Genomic DNA, 16,740 nt, shown 5'->3' on the forward strand with positions numbered 1-16,740 from the left:
AGCCCGCTCCCACATTTGGGTCTTCATTTATCTTGTGACTTTCACAAGCCCAGGTTTGAGGCCAAACACCTCAACCCCTTGGGGCGTCGATTGCCCAGTGGTCACCGTCACCCGCTCCACCGGCTTATCCATCGCCGCCCGGTATTCAACTGTCATGTCCGGCCCTATCGCCTGGCTCGGCACCACAATCGCCTGCGCATTGTTGTAGGTCACGATGGTCAACCGCGCACTCATCCCCAGCCGCACCCGTTGCAACTGTTGTGGCGTGAGCTTGGGGATCGACAAGGTCACCGGAAACTGCGCGCTGCCCTGGCTGTCGGTGGCAATCGCCAAACCGCTCACCACGCTTACCGACCCTGTCAGTCGCTCCCCCTCAAAACCATCCCCCAGCACTTCCACCGCCTGGCCCTGGTGCAACTGGTTGATGTCCAGCTCTGACACCTTGGCAACGATTTTCAGCCGCTCGATATTTGCCAGGCCAAACAACACCTCACCCTGGCTGACCTTACTGCCAGCCTGCACCGGGGCATTGTTGTTGCCGCCGCCTTGGGAGGAGGCGCTATTGCCGGGCGGTGGCACCACGATGCCGGAGAACGGTGCCTTGACCTCTTTGCCTTCGAGCAGTTGGTGCAGTGCGTCGTATTTCACCGTGGCGTTGGTCAGTTCCATATCGGCGATCTGGCGGTATTCGCCCTTGCCCTGGTCGATCGCCTGTTGCAGTTCGCTGCGGGCGGAGGCGAGGTCCAGTTGTTGCTGCTGGGTCTGTTGCTTGAGGTCGTCCAACTCATTGCGCGGGATGATGCCGCGCTGGAACAGGTTTTCACTTTCGGTGAGTTTGCGCTGGGTGTTACTGGCGGTCATTTCGGTGGTGCGCAGGCTGCGGCGTGCACGGCTGACGGTGGGGCCGTTGTCCCAGTCCTGCATCTCTTGCACGGTGCGCCGGGCCTTGAGTTGGGCGGAGAGGGCGTCGCGCAGTTGCACCTCCAGGGTCGTCGGGTCCATGCGCAACAGCACTTGGCCGGCCTCGACCCGCTGGCCTTGCTCCACCAGATTGGCTTGCACATTGCCATCGAAAGGCGCGGTAAGGGTGATGGTGGTGTCGGGCTCGATTTTGCCCACCAGGCCGATCTGGTGCACCAGCGCGTCGGGCTTGACGGCCAGCCACTGCTCGCTGGTGCTGGCCGGCGCGGACGCAGGGCTGCGCAAGGCCAGGCCCGCGCCCCCCAGCAGTACGATCAATACAGCGCCCAGCAGGCGTTTCTGATTAGTAGTCATTGAGGGCGATTTCCCAACTTTCCAGCGTCATGCCCAGCGTCAAGTCGAGCTGGGTCTGGGCGTTCAAATAAGCGATCAGCGCATTGAGCTGCGCGTTTTCGGCGTTGCGCAGGTCGGTCTCGAAACTCAGCACCTGGAAGTTGGTGGAGCGCCCGGCGCTGAGTTTTTCCCGTTCGATCTCGATCTTGCGCCGCGACAATTCCACGGCGCGCTGGGAGATTTCATATTGGCGCCAGCGGGTGCCGAGGTCGCGCACTACATCGTTGACGCTTCGCTCCAGTTCCTGGCGCGCGTCGGTGATGCGGATCTGCTGGTCCTCCACGTTTACCCGTGCGCGGACTTCGGCCTGGCGCGTGCTGATATCGCCGATGGGGATTTGCACCTGCACCCCGGCGTAGCTGTCCCACGTGCGATTATTGCTGCTGCCGGCGTCGTTATTGTAGGCGTCGCGCACCTGATTTGCGCCGGCTACCAGGTCCACCTGCCAGCGCCCGGAGTCCTTGGCGATCACCAGGTTGAGGTCAGCCTGCTGGCTGCCGAGCAGGGCCGCGAGGTATTCCGGCTGCTGGGTCTGCGCCAGGTTGAAGGCCTGGCGCTTGTCGATCTGCATCGGCCGGGCCTCCAGGGCTTCGGTGGCGCGGACCGGCGTGGAGAGGTCCAGGGCCAGCAGGCGCAGTAGGGAGAGACGGCTGGTGTCCAGTTGGTTCTGCGCCTCTTCCACGCCCAGTTGCTGGGTGGCGATGTCGGCTTCGGTCTGCACGATTTCAAATTCGGCCATACGCCCGGCACTGATCAGCGCCTTGTTGACTTGCAGCAAGGTGTCAGAGCGCTTGAGGGCGTCCTGCACGATGCTCAGTTGCTCCTGGGCGCGCAGCAGCTCGCGGTAGGTCGCGATGATCTGGCTGATGGTCTGTGCCACGGTGGCCTTGAGGTTCAAGCGGTTGGCCTGTTCCGACAGGCGCGACAGGCGCAGCGGTGCGGTGGTGGCGTCCCAGCCGGCGCCGCGTAGCAGTGGCTGGATGATCGCCAGGTCGAGACCGTCGCTGCGATAGCGGCCGGCGCGGTCGGCGTTGCTCAGTTGCTGGGTCCAGGCCATGCTCAGGCGCGTGCCGTATTCGCCGAGCAGGCTGGTGGCCGGCGCCACGCTGGCATTGCGCGCGTTGTCGGCTGAGCCGCGGGTATTACGGTAGTAGCTGTTGAGGGTGAGCTTGGGCTTGAATACATCTTCGGCTACGCGCAGGTCGAACTTCTGCGCTACCCGTTGCAGGTAGGCGCTGCGAATCGCCGGGTTGTTGCGCAGGCCCAGGTAGACTGCGTCGCCCAGGGTCATGGTGGTGGCCTGGGCATTCAGCGAGACGCTCCGATCGTAACCGCTGCGCGTGGTGCTCGGCGCCGACGGTTTGATCACCACGTCGGCGGCCACGCCAGGCAGGCTGACCAATGCGAGCAGCCAGAGCCATTTATTCATCGCGCAGGGCCTCCACCGGTTGCAACCGTGAGGCCGAGATTGCCGGGTAGATGCCGAAGAACAACCCCACCAGCAACGTGCTGCCCACCCCCAGCGGCAAGGCCGCGACAGCGAGTGCAAATTCCCAGCCCGACAGCCAGGCGTACAGCCACGCGGCGGTCATGCCCGACACCGCGCCGCACAAGGCACCCACGGCCGTGAGCGTGATGGCTTCGAGCAGGAACAGGTTGCGGATGTCTCGCTGGCGCGCGCCGAGAGCCATGCGAATGCCGATTTCGCGACGCCGCTCCGAGACGTTCATCAACATCACGTTCATCACCCCCACGCCACCGCCCACCAGGGAGATCGCGCCCAGGGCCAGCAGCAGATAGGCGAAGGTGCGGCTTTGCCGAGTCATGCCGTCGATCATTTGCTGGGGCACCTGGATGTCCACATCGTGGTCGGGAAGTTGCGGTTTGAGAGCGGCGGCTACGTCCTTGGCAATGCGCTCCATGTCCTGGCCCTGCGTGGCGCGGATGATCACGTTGCCGATCTGTGGCGCTGCATAGATGCGGCGCATGCCTTCGGCGGGGATGAACAGTGATTCGTTGGCCTGCACCGGCATTAGCATTGCCCGCGGCTGGCCTTGCAGGATGCCCACAATCAGGAACAGGTAATCGTTGATGCGCACACGATCGCCCAGCTGCAGCGGATCTCCCGGCACGCCCAGGGCCTCGGCCACCTGCGCGCCGATCACGCCGTAGGTTTCGTTGGCATCAAAGCTCGACAGGAAACGTCCCTGTTGCAGTGCCAGGCGCATCGCGTCCTTGATATCCGGTGTGCTGCCGACGAAGTTGGTGTTGACGGTGCGGCCATGGAATACGATGGGCCCGCTGAACAACGTGAGGGCGCCGATGTGCGCGATGCCTGGCACCGCCTGGCGCACGGCGTCCAGGTCGAGGCGGGCGGGCATCGGTGAACTGCTGCCGCCTTTAGGTGGGAACTGGGCGATCAGGGTGTCGGTGCCCATGTCCTTGAAGATCATCGCCGCATCCACCGCCGCGTTATGGCCGATATTAATCAGCGCCACCACCGACGAGCTGCCGATCACGATACCCAGCAGGGCCAGGATCGAACGCTTGCCTAAGGTGCGCAGGCTGACAAACGCTTCGTGCAGCAGTTGGCTGAGGCTTTGTTCGACCCGCAGGCGGCTTTCTCCCTGCTGAGTCATAGGCAGCCGGCCTCTTGCACCACGCCATTGCGCACCAGGATCTTGCGTTCCAGGCGCTCGGCGATGTGCGGGTCGTGAGTGACGATGATCAGCGTGACCTGTTGCTCGCGGTTCAACGCCAGCAGCAGGTCCATGATGTCCTGGGCGGTGGTGCTGTCGAGGTTGCCGGTGGGTTCGTCGGCCAGTATCACCGAGGGTTTGCCCACCAGGGCCCGGGCAATCGCGACCCGTTGGCGCTGGCCGCCGGAAAGGTCGGCGGGGCGATGGTGGGCACGGTCGGCCAGGCCGACTTGCTCGAGCATGCGCAGGGCTTGCTCCACTGACTCATGGCGCGATACGCCGCGATAACTCAAGGGCAGGGCGACATTGTCCAGGGCGCTGAGGCGTGGCAGCAGGTTGAAACTCTGGAACACGAAACCGATCTGCTGATTGCGGATGGCCGCCAACTGATCGGGGGTGGCGTTGAAGATATCGTGGCCGGCGAAGTGGTACTGACCACAGTTGGGCAGGTCCAGCAGGCCGAGGATATTGAGCAAGGTACTTTTGCCGGAGCCGGACGCCCCCAGGATGCCGCAGCTGTCGCCGCTGGCGATGGTCAGGCGTACATCATTGAGAATGCACAGGTGTTGCCCGGCCAGTTGATAGCTTTTGCCGATGCCTTGCAGGGAGATCAAGCCTGGGTGCGCGAGGGTATCTGTCATCATGACTACGCCTTCAGTCTCGACGCCGCCGTCATGCCCCCGGTAAAGCCTTGTAACAAGTTCGGGAGCTGCCTGGTCTGCGTCACAGACTGGTTTTATTTCTTGTTTTTAAAATATTGTTTGAATACTAGCCGCGTTCCAGCCGCTTCGCCAGCCATGGATGTAGAGCGGTTTTACCCTTTGAAACGATTACTTCGAGGCGCTAGCAAGCCCTTCAAAAAAACCTCGGCTACGCTCAAAGGGCCCGGCTGCAAAGGCTTTTGATAATATGACACGGTGTCACTACTTGCTTTCGAGCGACGTCCCCGGTATAAAAAATCAAATTATTTTTTAAAACAATATTTCCCACGTGGAACTTCTATGGTCGCGAAGAAAGTCAGCGCTCCGAACATTACCAAGACTCGATTGCTGGATGCGACAGAGGCTCTCTTCATCAAGTATGGATACGACGCAGTTTTGTTGCGGCAGATTACCGAGCGTGCCCAGGTCAACCTGGCGGCGGTGAACTACCACTTCGGGGACAAGGACTCCCTGATGAAAACCCTGCTGATGCAGCGCCTGGAACCGCTCAACGAGCAGCGCCTGGAACTGTTGGCACGCTGCGAAGCCGAGTCCGACGGCCCACTCGATTGCGACACCTTGCTTGGCGTGCTATTTGCCCCCGCCATGGGCCTGGAACGCAGCGATCCAGCCAGCGCGAGTGGGGAAGGGCGTTCGTTTATCCGGTTCCTGGGGCGGGTCTACAGCGACACGTCGCCGTTTATCCAGGAATACCTCAAGGTGCATTACCAGCCGGTGTTCCAGCGTTTCTTCGAAGCTTTCGCCCTGGCCTTGCCGGATCTGCCGCGCAATGAACTTGGGGTGCGCCTGCAATTTGCCCTCAAGGCGATTTCCGGCGTGATGGCCGGGACCGAGCTGCGCTTGCTGATGAACTCCATGAGCCTGGGCCGTCCGGCGACGGATGCCGAGGTGATGGCCAAGTTGATCACCCTGGTGTCGGCGGCGATCCGCGTGCCACAGCAAAGTCCGGAAGCGGAACATGCCTTGGCCAAGGTGCTGGATACCCAGCGGGCCATTCGTGAGCAGGCGATAGCGCCAGCGAACAAGGCGGCGCGCTAGCTCGAATTCCAGGCAAAAAAAAGCCCGCTGGGGCGGCGGGCTTGATATGCAACGTTTGTAACGGATGAGGCTTCACATTACGTTCCGGGATGTGAATAAAACGTGAAAACTTTGTAAGGTAAAGTGTGAAAACCTTGAAGTCTGTAAACGCATGGGGAATTTCTTTTCCTCTCAGCGAATTCAGATTTTCCAGCGCCCGGCACTCTTGGCCAGCCTCTGGCGCATCGCACCGATGTTCTGCGCCAGTTGCAAGGTCAGCAGCCGGTAGCCATCCAATGCGCTATAGACCGGCACGTCCAACCCAGGCTCAACGCTGGCGTGACTCGGCCGCTCCAACCGCTCCGTTAGGCCAGATTTCAACGCCCGTGCCATGCCCACCAGTTGCACGCGAATTTGCCGATGCTCGGCCCTCAATATCACCTGCATCCGCGCCATCGCCGGTTCGTCGCGAGGGTCAGGCCGGGTATTGCCGAGAATCTCCAGGGTGCTGATGCACATCCGTAAATGCCGCTGTATCGCGTCCAGTTCAGTCATGGAGATGCGTACCTCCTTGGACACCGACGGCATTAACGAGCGCAACTGCAACATCGCGGCATTCAGACGATTGAGCAGCTTCAGGTGTTGATCATCGGTGACCGACTCGCCATTGATGATCCGGCTATAGATCTCGGCGCAATCGCGCAACGCGCTGGCCAGGTTGTAGCGCCAGGAGTACACGGCATACAGCGGCAGGGCGAAGGAAAAGGCCAGGGCGAGGGCGATGCCGATCAGGATATCCACGGTGCGCCATAGCCCGTCCGACAGCGGGTTGTCGCCGTGACCCGCGACGATAAACACAGTGATCCCCGAGAGCAACGCGGTGTAGCCGCCCTTGCCGATGGCGTGGTAGGAAAAGAAGCCGCACACCACCGACATCAGCAGATAGGTCAACAGCGGCTGGCCGACGTATGCCTCCTGCACCACCAGCAACAAGCCGACACTGGCGCCGATCAAGGTGCCATAGGCACGCTCCACGGCTTTCTTGCCGATATTGCCGTGGTGCTGCAAGCCGCCGATCACCACCAGCATGGTCACCGAGGCCCACTCACCATGGGGCAGGTTGAGGCCAGTGGTCAGCATAATCGTCGCCAGCAAGCCGATGGACACGCGCACGGCGTGGATCAGCTTGGCATGGCGATAGCGGCGGTACGGGTCGAGCAAGGGGCGCAACAGGCGCCGGGCGAAGAAGGGCAGGTTCATCGTTCTAAAATTGGCCTCGACGGTATGAATGTATGCGGTCAAATGTGGCGTTGTTAGAAAATGTAATCAGTGGTCAAGAAACTCGAATCACGGTTGCGCAATATATCGCTGACCAGCGCCTTGTTGCTCTCCTGGAACTTGGTCGCCACCAAGGTGCGGATTGAGAACACGCGCAATGCGTCATGTACCGACAACGTGCCCTCGGCCGAGTTCTTGCGCCCGTTGAAAGGGAAAGTGTCCGGGCCGCGCTGGCACTGGGCGTTGATGTTGATACGGCCGACCTGGTTGGCGAAGGTATCCACCAGGCGCCCAACTTCCGCGGCATTCGTACCGAAGATGCTCAGTTGTTGACCGAAATCAGAGTCCAGCACGTAGTCGATCACCTTCTCTACATCACGGTAAGGCACGATCGGCACCACTGGGCCGAACTGTTCTTCGTGGTACACGCGCATCTGCGGGTTCACCGGGTACAGCACGGCCGGGTAGAAGAACGAACCGCGACTCTCACCGCCATGCTCATTCACCACATTGGCACCGTGTTGCGCGGCATCGGCCACCAGGCTGTTGAGGTAATCCACCTTGCCCACTTCGGGCAATGGCGTCAGCGCCACGCCGTCCTCCCACGGCATGCCGGGCTTGAGCGTGGCCAGCTTCTTGTTGAATTTGTCGATAAAGCTGCCGACGACGTCTTCATGCACGAACAGGATTTTCAACGCGGTGCAGCGCTGGCCGTTGAACGATAGGGAACCAGTAACGGCTTCGCTGACGGCATTGTCCAAGTCCACCTCAGGCAGCACGATGCCGGGGTTTTTCGCGTCCAGGCCCAACGCCGCGCGCAGGCGGTGCGGCTTGGGGTGCAATTTCTTCAAGTCGCTGGCGGCCTTGTTGGTGCCGATAAACGCGAAGATATCGATCCTCCCGCTGGCCATCAGCGCGCTGATGGTTTCACGGCCGCTGCCGTAGATCACGTTGATCACCCCGGCCGGGAAACTGTCGCGGAACGCCTCCAGCAGCGGGCGGATCAGCAGCACGCCGAGCTTGGCCGGCTTGAACACCACGGTATTGCCCATGATCAGCGCCGGGATCAGCGTGGTGAACGTTTCGTTCAGCGGATAGTTATAAGGGCCCATGCACAAGGCCACGCCCAGCGGGACGCGGCGGATTTGGCCGAGGGTGTCCTGTTCCAGCTCGAAACGGCTGGAGCGACGGTCGAGTTCCTTGAGGGCATTGATGGTGTCGGTGATGTAGTCGCAGGTACGGTCGAATTCTTTCTGCGAGTCCTTGAGGTTCTTGCCGATTTCCCACATCAGCAGCTTCACCACCGCGTCGCGTTGTTCACGCATGCGTCGCAAGAACGCTTCGACATGCTGGATGCGGTCGGCCACGCGCATCGTCGGCCATTCGCCCTGGCCCCGGTCATAGGCGCGTACGGCGGCGTCGAGGGCGGTCAGGGCGGTGTCGGCATCCAGCAGCGGCGTGCTGCCGATATGCACACGTTCGTCGCCCAGTTGCACCGGGCTCTGCACCTTGGCTAACGGGCCGTTCCATACCTGCAACTGGCCGTCGACCAGGTAATCGCGCTGTTCGATGGGCGCTGCCAGGCGCAATTGTTCGGGAATGTCGGCGGCGCAGGTGGGAAACAGCTGGGCGAGCAGGTTGCTGGTGGTCATGTCGCTACCCCTGGAATAGTTGCAAAACATGACTAGAGAGTCACCCATCCAAGGGCTGCGTGGCAAGGGCCAGCGGCATCAGAGCAGCCCGGTGACCTGGAAAACCTTGAGCACAAGCCCGCGCTGGCCGGGTAAACTTGGCGGCTTTCTTGAAGGAGTTCACATGAGTCAGTACCAGCCGGGCATTCTTGCCGCACCGGTGCCGTTGCAGGCACGCCATCTGTTTTTTGCCGTGGATTCCCTGGCCGCCGTTCCTGCAGCGCTGGACGCGTTGGTGCAGTTGGCCGATTCGGCGGCAGTGGTCGGTTTTGGCGAGCTGCTGGTAAACGCGCTGGGCGCACGGATTGAAGGCCTGCGCACATTCCCCACCGTCAGCGGGCCGGGCGCGCATAACCCGTCGACACAGCAAGCACTGTGGGTGTGGTTGCACGGTGTGGATCGTGGTGAACTGCTGTTGCGCAGCCGCGCGTTTGAAAAGGCCCTGGCCCCGGCGTTTCGCCTGGTGCAGACGACCGAAGGTTTCCGCTACAAAACCGGCTTCGACCTGACCGACTACGAAGACGGCACTGAAAACCCCCATGACGACGCAGCGGTTGAAGCGGCCCTGACCGACAGCGGCGCCAGTTTTGCCGCGATCCAGCAGTGGCAGCACGACCTCGACGCCTTCGCCGCCTTGCCTGCGCAAGAGCGCGACCACATCATCGGCCGTCGCCACGGCGACAACGAAGAACTCGACGACGCCCCCGAGTCCGCCCACACCAAACGCACCGCCCAGGAAAGCTTTACCCCGCAAGCCTTCGTGGTACGCCGTTCCATGCCATGGGCCGAGAATGGCCAGGCCGGGTTGATGTTTCTTGCGTTTGGTCATTCCTTTGATGCGTTTGAAGCGCAACTGCGCCGCATGAGCGGCCTGGAAGATGGGATTGTCGATGGGTTGTATCGCATCAGCACGCCGCTGACCGGTGGATACTACTGGTGCCCACCAATCAAGGAGGGGCATCTGGACCTGAGTGCACTGTTCGTCACTGCAAGCCACTGAACATGTGCGAGGGGGGGCAGCTACGTACCGGCTCGGCGGGTGTGAGCCTGGTTGCCTGCTGGTGCTGAAAAAAGTCGGACGTTCCACGCGAATTTACCGCCTTGATTATCGCGATCGTCCTGCTGTTTATTTATGCAGGTACGGCGCTGTTTCGTAGCGAAGTGCCACGCTCAGCGCAATGATTCAAGGGGTTTTGAAGCTTTGCAGCCAGGCCGGATCGAAACGGGTTTGCTCGGTGTCCATGCCCAACGTGTGCATCTTGGCCTTATGGGCCTCGACCTCACCGACCAATTGCGCCTGAGCGCTGGAGTTGGCGTCCAACTCATGCATTTGCGTCAGGCCCAGGTGATAAAAACGCAGCACCTTGATCGCCGTCGGGTCATTGGCCTGGGCCCGCTCGGTGACCTTGTGCATCACATTGGTCACGCTCATCAGGCTGCGCTTGAGTTGCCAACCGTACACCGCCGACGCCAGCCAAGGCTGGGTCCAGAACGGCCCGCGCACCAGGGCCAAAGTGATCAGCACCCCGGCGAAGACGCCGCCGACATTGAAGCGGAAGTTATCACCGCCGGGCTCGCCGAACAGCATCACTGCCAGGCTCGACAGCAGCATACCCAGGGCCAGGAAGAGCACCGCCACGATCAGCGTACTGCGCCGGGTCTGTTGGCGAAAGGTGACAGGGTCGCAGGGTTTGAGCTCGAACATCCGGGTCGTTTCTCCAGAAGGGGCGGGCATCATCTCACGCTTGGGCAAACAAGTTGAACGATGGCGCACAGCGGTTTCTCTAAATCTGTGTAGACCCTTTGAGGTGAACCACCATGTCCGAATACAAGCAGCCGCCGCCTGGCACCCCGAACCCTGATCGCACACCCGGTGAAGAGGAGCGTGACAACGATGCGTTGCGCCCCAATGACCCGGCGGAGCGTCAGAACGACGACGTGGAACGCGTCGAGGAAGACCTGGAAAACCTTCACGACAAAGCCCGCCCGGTCTAAACAAGGAGATCGCCGTGAATAACCCACCGAAAGGTCCGTCTTCAGACGAGCATGCCAGCGGTAAGGATGAATTGGGCTTCGACCCGGATTCGCCGGATGTGGCAGACCCACAGGTCGACCCCATCGGCCCTGCCATTGCACCGCTGGACAAGGACAAGAAAGACCAGGCCGAAAAAAAGCCGCCCTACGATCCGTTGGGCGACTTAAAGCCTTAAATCGAGCCCCGCCTTTGTGCGGGGCTTTTGTTTATTTGGGCGCGATCCAGATGACGTCGGTAATGCCGAATTTCTCCGCCCAAGGCCGGGTAGTTTTCTTCACTTGTTCGTGGCCGACTCGACCCACGCGACTGACATGCGCAATGTCGGCATCAACGGCCGCCCAGTGCCATGCCTCGGCGTTGTTCATCACTTCGGCGCGCACCACAAAGGACTTCCGTTGACCGTGCAGTTGGTAGTTGATGGTGTAGATTTTTGCGGTACTCATGTTGCCTCCCTGTGTTGTTATAGATGGATACGGGAGCGTTCAAAAAGGTTCATTCAAAATGACAAGCTGCGTGCTGACGCCCGCAGGCCACGGCGCACGAACCTTATCGCCTGAGCTTCGACGGCCAGAGCAGTTACACCCAGTGGGCGCCCGTCGCACTATCGATGAGCCGCACCAGGCTCAAGGTAGATGACTTTGGCAGCGACACCGTGGACCTCAAGGACCGCATCAATCCGTACGGCGCAGTGTCCTGATTCTTCCCCATAACGCAAAAACGGCGCCCGAAGGCGCCGTTTTTGTTTACTGCATCCCGCTAAGCGATCAAACGCCCAGCACCGCGTGCTGCACCAGTGTGAGCAACGGTTGTGGGTACACGCCCAAGAAGAACGCGAGCAGGGCAATGGCCAGCAGCATCACGCCGCCTGCCTTCTGTTCCCAGTGCAGCTCGGCGTCCACACGGCGCAGGTTTGGCTCGATCAGGTACAGGGTGACCATCACGCGCAGGTAATAGAACACGCCGATGGCGGAGCCTAGCACCAGCGATGCAACCAGCCACCATTCATGCGCTTGAACACCGGTCGCCACGATGTAGAACTTGCCGATAAAGCCGGCAGTCAGCGGGATACCCGCCAGGGACAGCATCATCACGGTGAGTACGGCAGTCAGGTACGGACGGCGCCAGAACAGGCCGCGGTATTCGTACAGCGCGTCGGCGTCACGGCCTTTGAACGGCGAGGACATCAGCGTGATCACGCCGAATGCGCCGAGGCTGGTGATCACGTAGGTGACCAGGTACACGCCCATGGCTTCCACGGCAAGGCCCTTGCTCGCCACCAGGGCGATCAGCAAGTAACCGAAGTGAGCGATGGAGGAGTAACCCAGCAGACGCTTGAGGTTGTTCTGGGTCAGGGCCAGCAGGTTACCGAACAGGATCGAAGCAATGGCGATCACGGTCAGCACGTCGCTCAGCACGCCGGTGTTGGCGGCGGGGGAGATCTGGAACAGACGCACCATCACCGCAAACACGGCCACTTTCGACGCGGTCGCCAGGAACGCTGCCACCGGCGCCGGGGCGCCTTCGTACACGTCCGGGGTCCACAAGTGGAACGGCACCAGGGACAGCTTGAACGCCAGGCCGATCAGCATCATGGCCAGGCCCAGTTGGGCAATCGGCGCAGGCATGCTGGTCGCCGCCAGCGCGTGGCCGATGCCGGTGAAGCTCAGGCTGCCAGCTTCGGCGTAGAGCAGGGCCATACCGAACAACAGGAACGCTGAACCGGCGGCCGACAGCACCATGTACTTGATGCCGGCTTCCAGCGAGCGCTTGTTGAAGAAGGCATAGGCCACCAGGCCATAGGTCGGGATCGACAGCAGTTCCAGGCCGATGAACAAGCCGGCCAGGTGCTGAGCGCTGACCAGCACGATACCGCCGGCCGCAGCCAGCAGGATCAGCAGGTACAGCTCTTCCTTGTTGCCCGGGTAGCCGGTGCCGCCTTCGCCGAGGTAGGCGTGGGCGAGGGTGACGCAGGCCAGGGTCGCGACCAGGATCAACGCGATGTACAGCAGCGCGAAGTCATCGACCATCATCAGTGGCGTGACCGCCAGTGGTGCGACCTTGAGGGCCGGAATGATCGACAGCAGGGCCAGGTTGAGACCGGCACACGACAGCAGGAACGTTTGCGAGTGATTGCGGCGCCAGGCGATTGCCAGCATCACCACCACGATGGTGAGGCTGGTAATCAGCAGCGGCGCAAGCGCGATAAAGTGTTGGATCGTGAATTCCATAGCGCTCTTACCGGGCCGAAGCGAGTTGAGAGAAGGCGGTGCCGAACCACTGCTGCACGCCATGCATCGTCGCGGCAGAAGTGTCCAGGAACGGTTGCGGGTACACGCCGATGTAGATCAGCAGTACCGCAAGGCCGAGCACCATGATCAGTTCGCGAGCATCCATCCCTTGCAGGACGGTGTCGGACTTGGCCGGGCCGAAGTAGGCGCGGTGGATCATGATCAGCGAGTAGACCGAACCAAACACCAGGCCGGAGGTAGCAATCGCACTGATCCACGGTGTTTGCACGAAGGCACCCATCAGGATCAGGAACTCGCCGATGAAGTTACCGGTACCCGGCAAGCCCAGCGACGCGGCGGCAAAGAACAGGCTGATCGCCGGCAGGTAAGCGATGCGCGACCACACGCCACCCATTTCCCGCATGTCACGGGTGTGCAGGCGTTCGTACAGCTGGCCACTCAGGATAAAGAGTGCAGCGGCCGAGACACCGTGGGCCAACATCTGGATCACGGCGCCTTGCAATGCCAACTGGCTGCCGGAGTAGATGCCGATCAGTACGAAGCCCATGTGGGAAACGGACGAGAAGGCAATCAGACGCTTGATGTCGGTTTGTGCGAAGGCCAGGAACGCGCCGTAGAAGATCCCGATCAGACCCAGCGTCATGGCGATCGGCGCGAACTCGGCCGAGGCGTTCGGGAACAGCGGCAGGGCGAAACGCAGCAGGCCGTAGGCCGCAGTCTTCAACAGAATACCAGCCAAGTCCACGGAACCGGCAGTCGGCGCCTGTGCGTGGGCATCCGGCAGCCAGGAGTGGAACGGCACCACCGGCAGCTTCACCGCGAACGCGATGAAGAAGCCCAGCATCAGGATGTACTCGGTGGTCAGGGACATCTTGGTTTTCAACAGGTCGGCGTAGTTGAACGTAATCACGCCCGTGCTGTTGAAGTTGACCAGTACCAGCCCCAGGATCGCCACCAACATGATCAGGCCGGAAGCCTGAGTGAAGATGAAGAACTTGGTCGCCGCGTAGATCCGGGTTTTCTTGCCGTCCGAAGAACTGTGACCCCAGAGCGCGATGAGGAAGTACATCGGCACCAGCATCATTTCCCAGAAGAAGAAGAACATGAACAGGTCGAGGGCGAGGAACACGCCGACAACGCCGCCCAGGATCCACATCAGGTTCAGGTGGAAGAAGCCCACGTGACGCTGGATCTCTTTCCAGGAGCAGAGTACCGAAAGGATACCCAGCAGGCCGGTCAGCAGGATCATCAACAACGACAGGCCGTCGAGGGCCAAGTGCACGTTGATGCCGAAGCGCTGGATCCACACGTGCTTGAACTCAAGCGCGAAGGTTGGATCGGCACCCGGTGCCGGAGCAAATGAATAGTCGCCATGGGCCCACAGCCAGAGGCCGAGTGCGAGTTCCAGGGACATGGTCAGCAACGCAATCCAGCGGGGGAGGGTGGCGCCGAAGCGTTCACCCATCCAGCAGAGCAGGCCGCCGATAAAGGGGATCAGGATTAGCCAGGGCAGAATCATGACAGGCTCGTTTCCTTTCGCAAGTTCGCAAAGTTGGCAGTGCAATCAAACATAGTCAGGCCGCTACCACGACGATGGCGCCGATCACCAAAACGGCACCGGCCGCCATGGAGGCTGCATACCAACGCAATTGGCCCGTTTCGCTGCGACTCAGGGCGGTGTGACCGGCCTTGGCGGCACGCGGGATCAAACCGATGGTCTGGTCGAGCGGGTCTTTACGCAGTACGTGGCTGATGGCGAGGTAAGGCTTGACGAACAGTTTGTCATAGAGCCAATCGAAGCCCCAGGCAGCGAACCACCAGGCCGACAGGAAACGACCAATGCCACTGTTGGCAACGGCCGTCACGAAGCGACGTTTACCCAGGAACAGCAGGGCCGCCAGCAGGATACCTGCGATGGCGATGGCGCCCGAGGCGATTTCCAGGCTGTGCTTGGCAGCGCCGCCGGCATGGCCAGCGCTTTCCGGCAGTACACCGGCCAGGGGTGGCGTGATCAGTGCGCCGATGAAGGTCGACAGGATGATCAGTACCGACAAAGGCAACCAATGCGAAATGCCATGGCCTGCGTGTGCTTCGGTCTTGGCTTCACCGTGGAAGGTGATGAAGATCAGGCGGAAGGTGTACAGCGAGGTCATGAACGCACCCACCAGGCCTGCGTACAGCAGGTTCTGGTTACCGCTGGCAAAGGCTTCCCAGAGGATTTCGTCTTTCGAGTAGAAACCGGCGGTCACGAGCGGCAGGGCTGCGAGGGCAGCGCCACCGACGATGAAGCTGGCGTAGGCCAGTGGCAGTTTCTTCCACAGGCCGCCCATCTTGAAGATGTTCTGCTCGTGGTGGCAGGCAACAATCACCGCACCGGACGCAAGGAACAGCAGGGCCTTGAAGAAGGCGTGGGTCATCAGGTGGAAGATCGCCGCGTCCCAGGCACCAACGCCCAGGGCCAGGAACATGTAGCCGATCTGGCTCATGGTCGAGTAGGCGAGAATACGCTTGATGTCGGTTTGCACCAGCGCGGCAAAGCCGGCAAGTACCAGGGTCACGCCGCCCACTACGCCCACCAGGTGCAGGATATCCGGCGCCAGGGTGAACAGGCCGTGGGTACGCGCGATCAGGTACACACCCGCAGTCACCATGGTTGCCGCGTGAATCAGTGCGGAAACCGGGGTAGGACCGGCCATCGCGTCCGCCAGCCAGGTTTGCAGCGGCAGTTGCGCGGATTTACCGACAGCGCCGCCCAGCAGCATCAGTGTGGCCAGGGTGATCCAGAAGTCGCCGACCTGGAATTTCTGCGGTGCCAGCACCAGCAGTTCCTGGATGTTCAGCGTGCCCACCTGTTGGAACAGGATGAACAGGCCGATGGCCATGAACACGTCGCCGATGCGGGTAACGATAAAGGCCTTGAGTGCGGCGTTACCGTTGTTGCGGTTGCTGTAGTAGAAACCGATTAACAGGTACGAGCACAGGCCCACGCCTTCCCAACCGAAGTACAGGAACAACAGGTTATCGCCCAGTACCAGGAACAGCATGCTGGCGATAAACAGGTTGGTGTACGAGAAGAAGCGCGAGTATCCGGCTTCACCGCGCATGTACCAGGATGCGAACAGGTGGATCAGGAAGCCCACACCGACGACCACGCCGAGCATGGTGATCGACAGGCCGTCGACGTAGAGGGCGAAGTTTGGCTTGAAACCCTCCACAGACATCCACTGCCACAGCACCAGGGTGTAGTGGCCGCCTTCCGGCGGCGCCACGTTGAATTGCCAGATCACGTAGGCAGCAACGATGGCCGACAGGCCAATGGAACCCACACCAATTAAGGCAGACACATTTTCCGACAGGCGCCCGCGAGAGAACGACAGCAGCAGGAAACCGATCAGGGGGAATACGAAAGTCAGAAAGATCATGTTCATCCGCGCATCTCACTGGCAGCGTCGATATCAAGCGTGTGGAAGCGACGATACAGTTGCAGCAGGATCGCCAGGCCGATACTGGCCTCGGCGGCTGCCAGGCTGATCACCAGGATGAACATCACTTGTCCATCCGGCTGGCCCCAACGTGCGCCTGCCACGATGAACGCCAGTGCTGCGGCGTTCATCATGATTTCCAGGCTCATCAACACGAACAAAATGTTACGGCGAACCGTCAGGCCGACCAGGCCAAGGCAGAACAGGATGCCGGCGACCGCCAGACCATGCTCCAAAGGGATAGCAGGCATCG

16 protein-coding genes are annotated in these 16,740 nt (G+C 61.1%); 4 read left to right on the forward strand and 12 right to left on the reverse strand.

Going from position 1 to position 16,740, the window contains the following annotated elements; translation table 11 throughout:
* Nucleotides 1–27 precede the first annotated feature (27 nt).
* The 4 genes from AACY36_RS21485 to AACY36_RS21500 are packed head-to-tail and all read right to left on the reverse strand — an operon-like array spanning nt 28 to nt 4,657.
* Nucleotides 28–1,275, reverse strand: a complete 1,248-nt coding sequence (locus tag AACY36_RS21485) for an efflux RND transporter periplasmic adaptor subunit (protein ID WP_339427842.1) — start codon at nt 1,273–1,275, stop codon at nt 28–30.
* On the reverse strand, nt 1,265–2,743 hold the full coding sequence (locus tag AACY36_RS21490; protein WP_339427841.1) for a TolC family protein: 1,479 nt from the start codon (nt 2,741–2,743) through the stop codon (nt 1,265–1,267). Before AACY36_RS21490 ends, AACY36_RS21485 begins: the two co-directional genes overlap by 11 nt.
* A complete protein-coding gene (locus AACY36_RS21495) occupies nt 2,736–3,953 on the reverse strand; it encodes an ABC transporter permease (protein WP_339417908.1) in 1,218 nt (405 codons plus the stop codon). Before AACY36_RS21495 ends, AACY36_RS21490 begins: the two co-directional genes overlap by 8 nt.
* Nucleotides 3,950–4,657: an ABC transporter ATP-binding protein gene (locus tag AACY36_RS21500; protein WP_339497553.1), complete on the reverse strand. Its 708-nt coding sequence runs from the start codon at nt 4,655–4,657 to the stop codon at nt 3,950–3,952. Before AACY36_RS21500 ends, AACY36_RS21495 begins: the two co-directional genes overlap by 4 nt.
* A 357-nt stretch (nt 4,658–5,014) precedes the next feature.
* On the opposite strand from AACY36_RS21500, the gene AACY36_RS21505 reads away from it, so the two are divergent.
* Nucleotides 5,015–5,773 carry a TetR/AcrR family transcriptional regulator gene (locus AACY36_RS21505; RefSeq protein WP_339417905.1) on the forward strand — a complete coding sequence of 253 codons (759 nt, stop codon included), beginning with the start codon at nt 5,015–5,017 and terminating at the stop codon, nt 5,771–5,773.
* A gap of 180 nt (nt 5,774–5,953) precedes the next feature.
* Here AACY36_RS21505 and AACY36_RS21510 read toward each other — a convergent pair whose 3' ends face one another.
* A complete protein-coding gene (locus AACY36_RS21510; protein ID WP_339497554.1) occupies nt 5,954–7,012 on the reverse strand; it encodes an FUSC family protein in 1,059 nt (352 codons plus the stop codon).
* A 53-nt stretch (nt 7,013–7,065) separates the two neighbouring features.
* Nucleotides 7,066–8,682 carry an NADP-dependent glyceraldehyde-3-phosphate dehydrogenase gene (locus AACY36_RS21515; protein WP_339417903.1) on the reverse strand — a complete coding sequence of 539 codons (1,617 nt, stop codon included), beginning with the start codon at nt 8,680–8,682 and terminating at the stop codon, nt 7,066–7,068.
* A 163-nt stretch (nt 8,683–8,845) separates the two neighbouring features.
* Here AACY36_RS21515 and AACY36_RS21520 point away from each other — a divergent pair, with 163 nt between their 5' ends.
* On the forward strand, nt 8,846–9,721 hold the full coding sequence (locus AACY36_RS21520) for a Dyp-type peroxidase (protein WP_339417902.1): 876 nt from the start codon (nt 8,846–8,848) through the stop codon (nt 9,719–9,721).
* 183 nt (nt 9,722–9,904) lie between these two features.
* On the opposite strand, the gene AACY36_RS21525 is transcribed toward AACY36_RS21520, so the two are convergent.
* Nucleotides 9,905–10,426, reverse strand: a complete 522-nt coding sequence (locus tag AACY36_RS21525) for a DUF3087 domain-containing protein (protein WP_339417901.1) — start codon at nt 10,424–10,426, stop codon at nt 9,905–9,907.
* Nucleotides 10,427–10,539: 113 nt separating this feature from the next.
* On the opposite strand from AACY36_RS21525, the gene AACY36_RS21530 reads away from it, so the two are divergent.
* Both AACY36_RS21530 and AACY36_RS21535 read left to right on the forward strand, forming a co-directional pair.
* Nucleotides 10,540–10,716 (forward strand): hypothetical protein, encoded by a 177-nt coding sequence (locus AACY36_RS21530; protein ID WP_339427840.1) that lies wholly within the window; start codon nt 10,540–10,542, stop codon nt 10,714–10,716.
* A gap of 14 nt (nt 10,717–10,730) precedes the next feature.
* Complete coding sequence (locus AACY36_RS21535) at nt 10,731–10,931, forward strand: DUF6021 family protein (RefSeq protein WP_314566665.1); 201 nt, start codon at nt 10,731–10,733, stop codon at nt 10,929–10,931.
* Nucleotides 10,932–10,962: 31 nt separating this feature from the next.
* Here AACY36_RS21535 and AACY36_RS21540 read toward each other — a convergent pair whose 3' ends face one another.
* The 5 genes from AACY36_RS21540 to nuoK form a co-directional block, all read right to left on the reverse strand.
* Nucleotides 10,963–11,199, reverse strand: a complete 237-nt coding sequence (locus AACY36_RS21540) for a DUF6555 family protein (RefSeq protein ID WP_339417897.1) — start codon at nt 11,197–11,199, stop codon at nt 10,963–10,965.
* Nucleotides 11,200–11,520: 321 nt separating this feature from the next.
* On the reverse strand, nt 11,521–12,984 hold the full coding sequence (gene nuoN / locus AACY36_RS21545) for an NADH-quinone oxidoreductase subunit NuoN (RefSeq protein ID WP_049712664.1): 1,464 nt from the start codon (nt 12,982–12,984) through the stop codon (nt 11,521–11,523).
* 7 nt (nt 12,985–12,991) lie between these two features.
* Nucleotides 12,992–14,524, reverse strand: coding sequence for an NADH-quinone oxidoreductase subunit M (gene nuoM / locus AACY36_RS21550; protein WP_049712665.1), 1,533 nt, complete (start codon nt 14,522–14,524; stop codon nt 12,992–12,994).
* A gap of 55 nt (nt 14,525–14,579) precedes the next feature.
* The gene (gene nuoL, locus AACY36_RS21555; RefSeq protein ID WP_339427839.1) at nt 14,580–16,433 is read right to left on the reverse strand and encodes an NADH-quinone oxidoreductase subunit L; all 1,854 of its coding nucleotides are present in this window, start codon (nt 16,431–16,433) and stop codon (nt 14,580–14,582) included.
* On the reverse strand, nt 16,430–16,738 hold the full coding sequence (gene nuoK / locus AACY36_RS21560) for an NADH-quinone oxidoreductase subunit NuoK (protein ID WP_339497555.1): 309 nt from the start codon (nt 16,736–16,738) through the stop codon (nt 16,430–16,432). The genes nuoL and nuoK overlap by 4 nt, the downstream gene beginning before the upstream one ends.
* Nucleotides 16,739–16,740 lie beyond the last annotated feature (2 nt).

Source organism: Pseudomonas sp. EA_15y_Pfl1_P101, assembly GCF_963970835.1.
Lineage (GTDB): Bacteria > Pseudomonadota > Gammaproteobacteria > Pseudomonadales > Pseudomonadaceae > Aquipseudomonas > Aquipseudomonas tritici.

What these genes read in the sequence shown, in the direction of transcription:
- AACY36_RS21495 (WP_339417908.1), bottom strand. Translation starts at nt 3,953, where the DNA reads ATGACTCAGCAGGGAGAAAGCCGCCTGCGGGTCGAACAAAGCCTCAGC.
- nuoK (WP_339497555.1), bottom strand. Translation starts at nt 16,738, where the DNA reads ATGCCTGCTATCCCTTTGGAGCATGGTCTGGCGGTCGCCGGCATCCTG.
- nuoL (WP_339427839.1), bottom strand. Translation starts at nt 16,433, where the DNA reads ATGAACATGATCTTTCTGACTTTCGTATTCCCCCTGATCGGTTTCCTG.
- AACY36_RS21510 (WP_339497554.1), bottom strand. Translation starts at nt 7,012, where the DNA reads ATGAACCTGCCCTTCTTCGCCCGGCGCCTGTTGCGCCCCTTGCTCGAC.
- AACY36_RS21515 (WP_339417903.1), bottom strand. Translation starts at nt 8,682, where the DNA reads ATGACCACCAGCAACCTGCTCGCCCAGCTGTTTCCCACCTGCGCCGCC.
- AACY36_RS21500 (WP_339497553.1), bottom strand. Translation starts at nt 4,657, where the DNA reads ATGATGACAGATACCCTCGCGCACCCAGGCTTGATCTCCCTGCAAGGC.
- AACY36_RS21540 (WP_339417897.1), bottom strand. Translation starts at nt 11,199, where the DNA reads ATGAGTACCGCAAAAATCTACACCATCAACTACCAACTGCACGGTCAA.
- AACY36_RS21505 (WP_339417905.1), top strand. Translation starts at nt 5,015, where the DNA reads ATGGTCGCGAAGAAAGTCAGCGCTCCGAACATTACCAAGACTCGATTG.
- AACY36_RS21490 (WP_339427841.1), bottom strand. Translation starts at nt 2,743, where the DNA reads ATGAATAAATGGCTCTGGCTGCTCGCATTGGTCAGCCTGCCTGGCGTG.
- AACY36_RS21485 (WP_339427842.1), bottom strand. Translation starts at nt 1,275, where the DNA reads ATGACTACTAATCAGAAACGCCTGCTGGGCGCTGTATTGATCGTACTG.
- AACY36_RS21530 (WP_339427840.1), top strand. Translation starts at nt 10,540, where the DNA reads ATGTCCGAATACAAGCAGCCGCCGCCTGGCACCCCGAACCCTGATCGC.
- AACY36_RS21520 (WP_339417902.1), top strand. Translation starts at nt 8,846, where the DNA reads ATGAGTCAGTACCAGCCGGGCATTCTTGCCGCACCGGTGCCGTTGCAG.
- nuoM (WP_049712665.1), bottom strand. Translation starts at nt 14,524, where the DNA reads ATGATTCTGCCCTGGCTAATCCTGATCCCCTTTATCGGCGGCCTGCTC.
- AACY36_RS21525 (WP_339417901.1), bottom strand. Translation starts at nt 10,426, where the DNA reads ATGTTCGAGCTCAAACCCTGCGACCCTGTCACCTTTCGCCAACAGACC.
- nuoN (WP_049712664.1), bottom strand. Translation starts at nt 12,984, where the DNA reads ATGGAATTCACGATCCAACACTTTATCGCGCTTGCGCCGCTGCTGATT.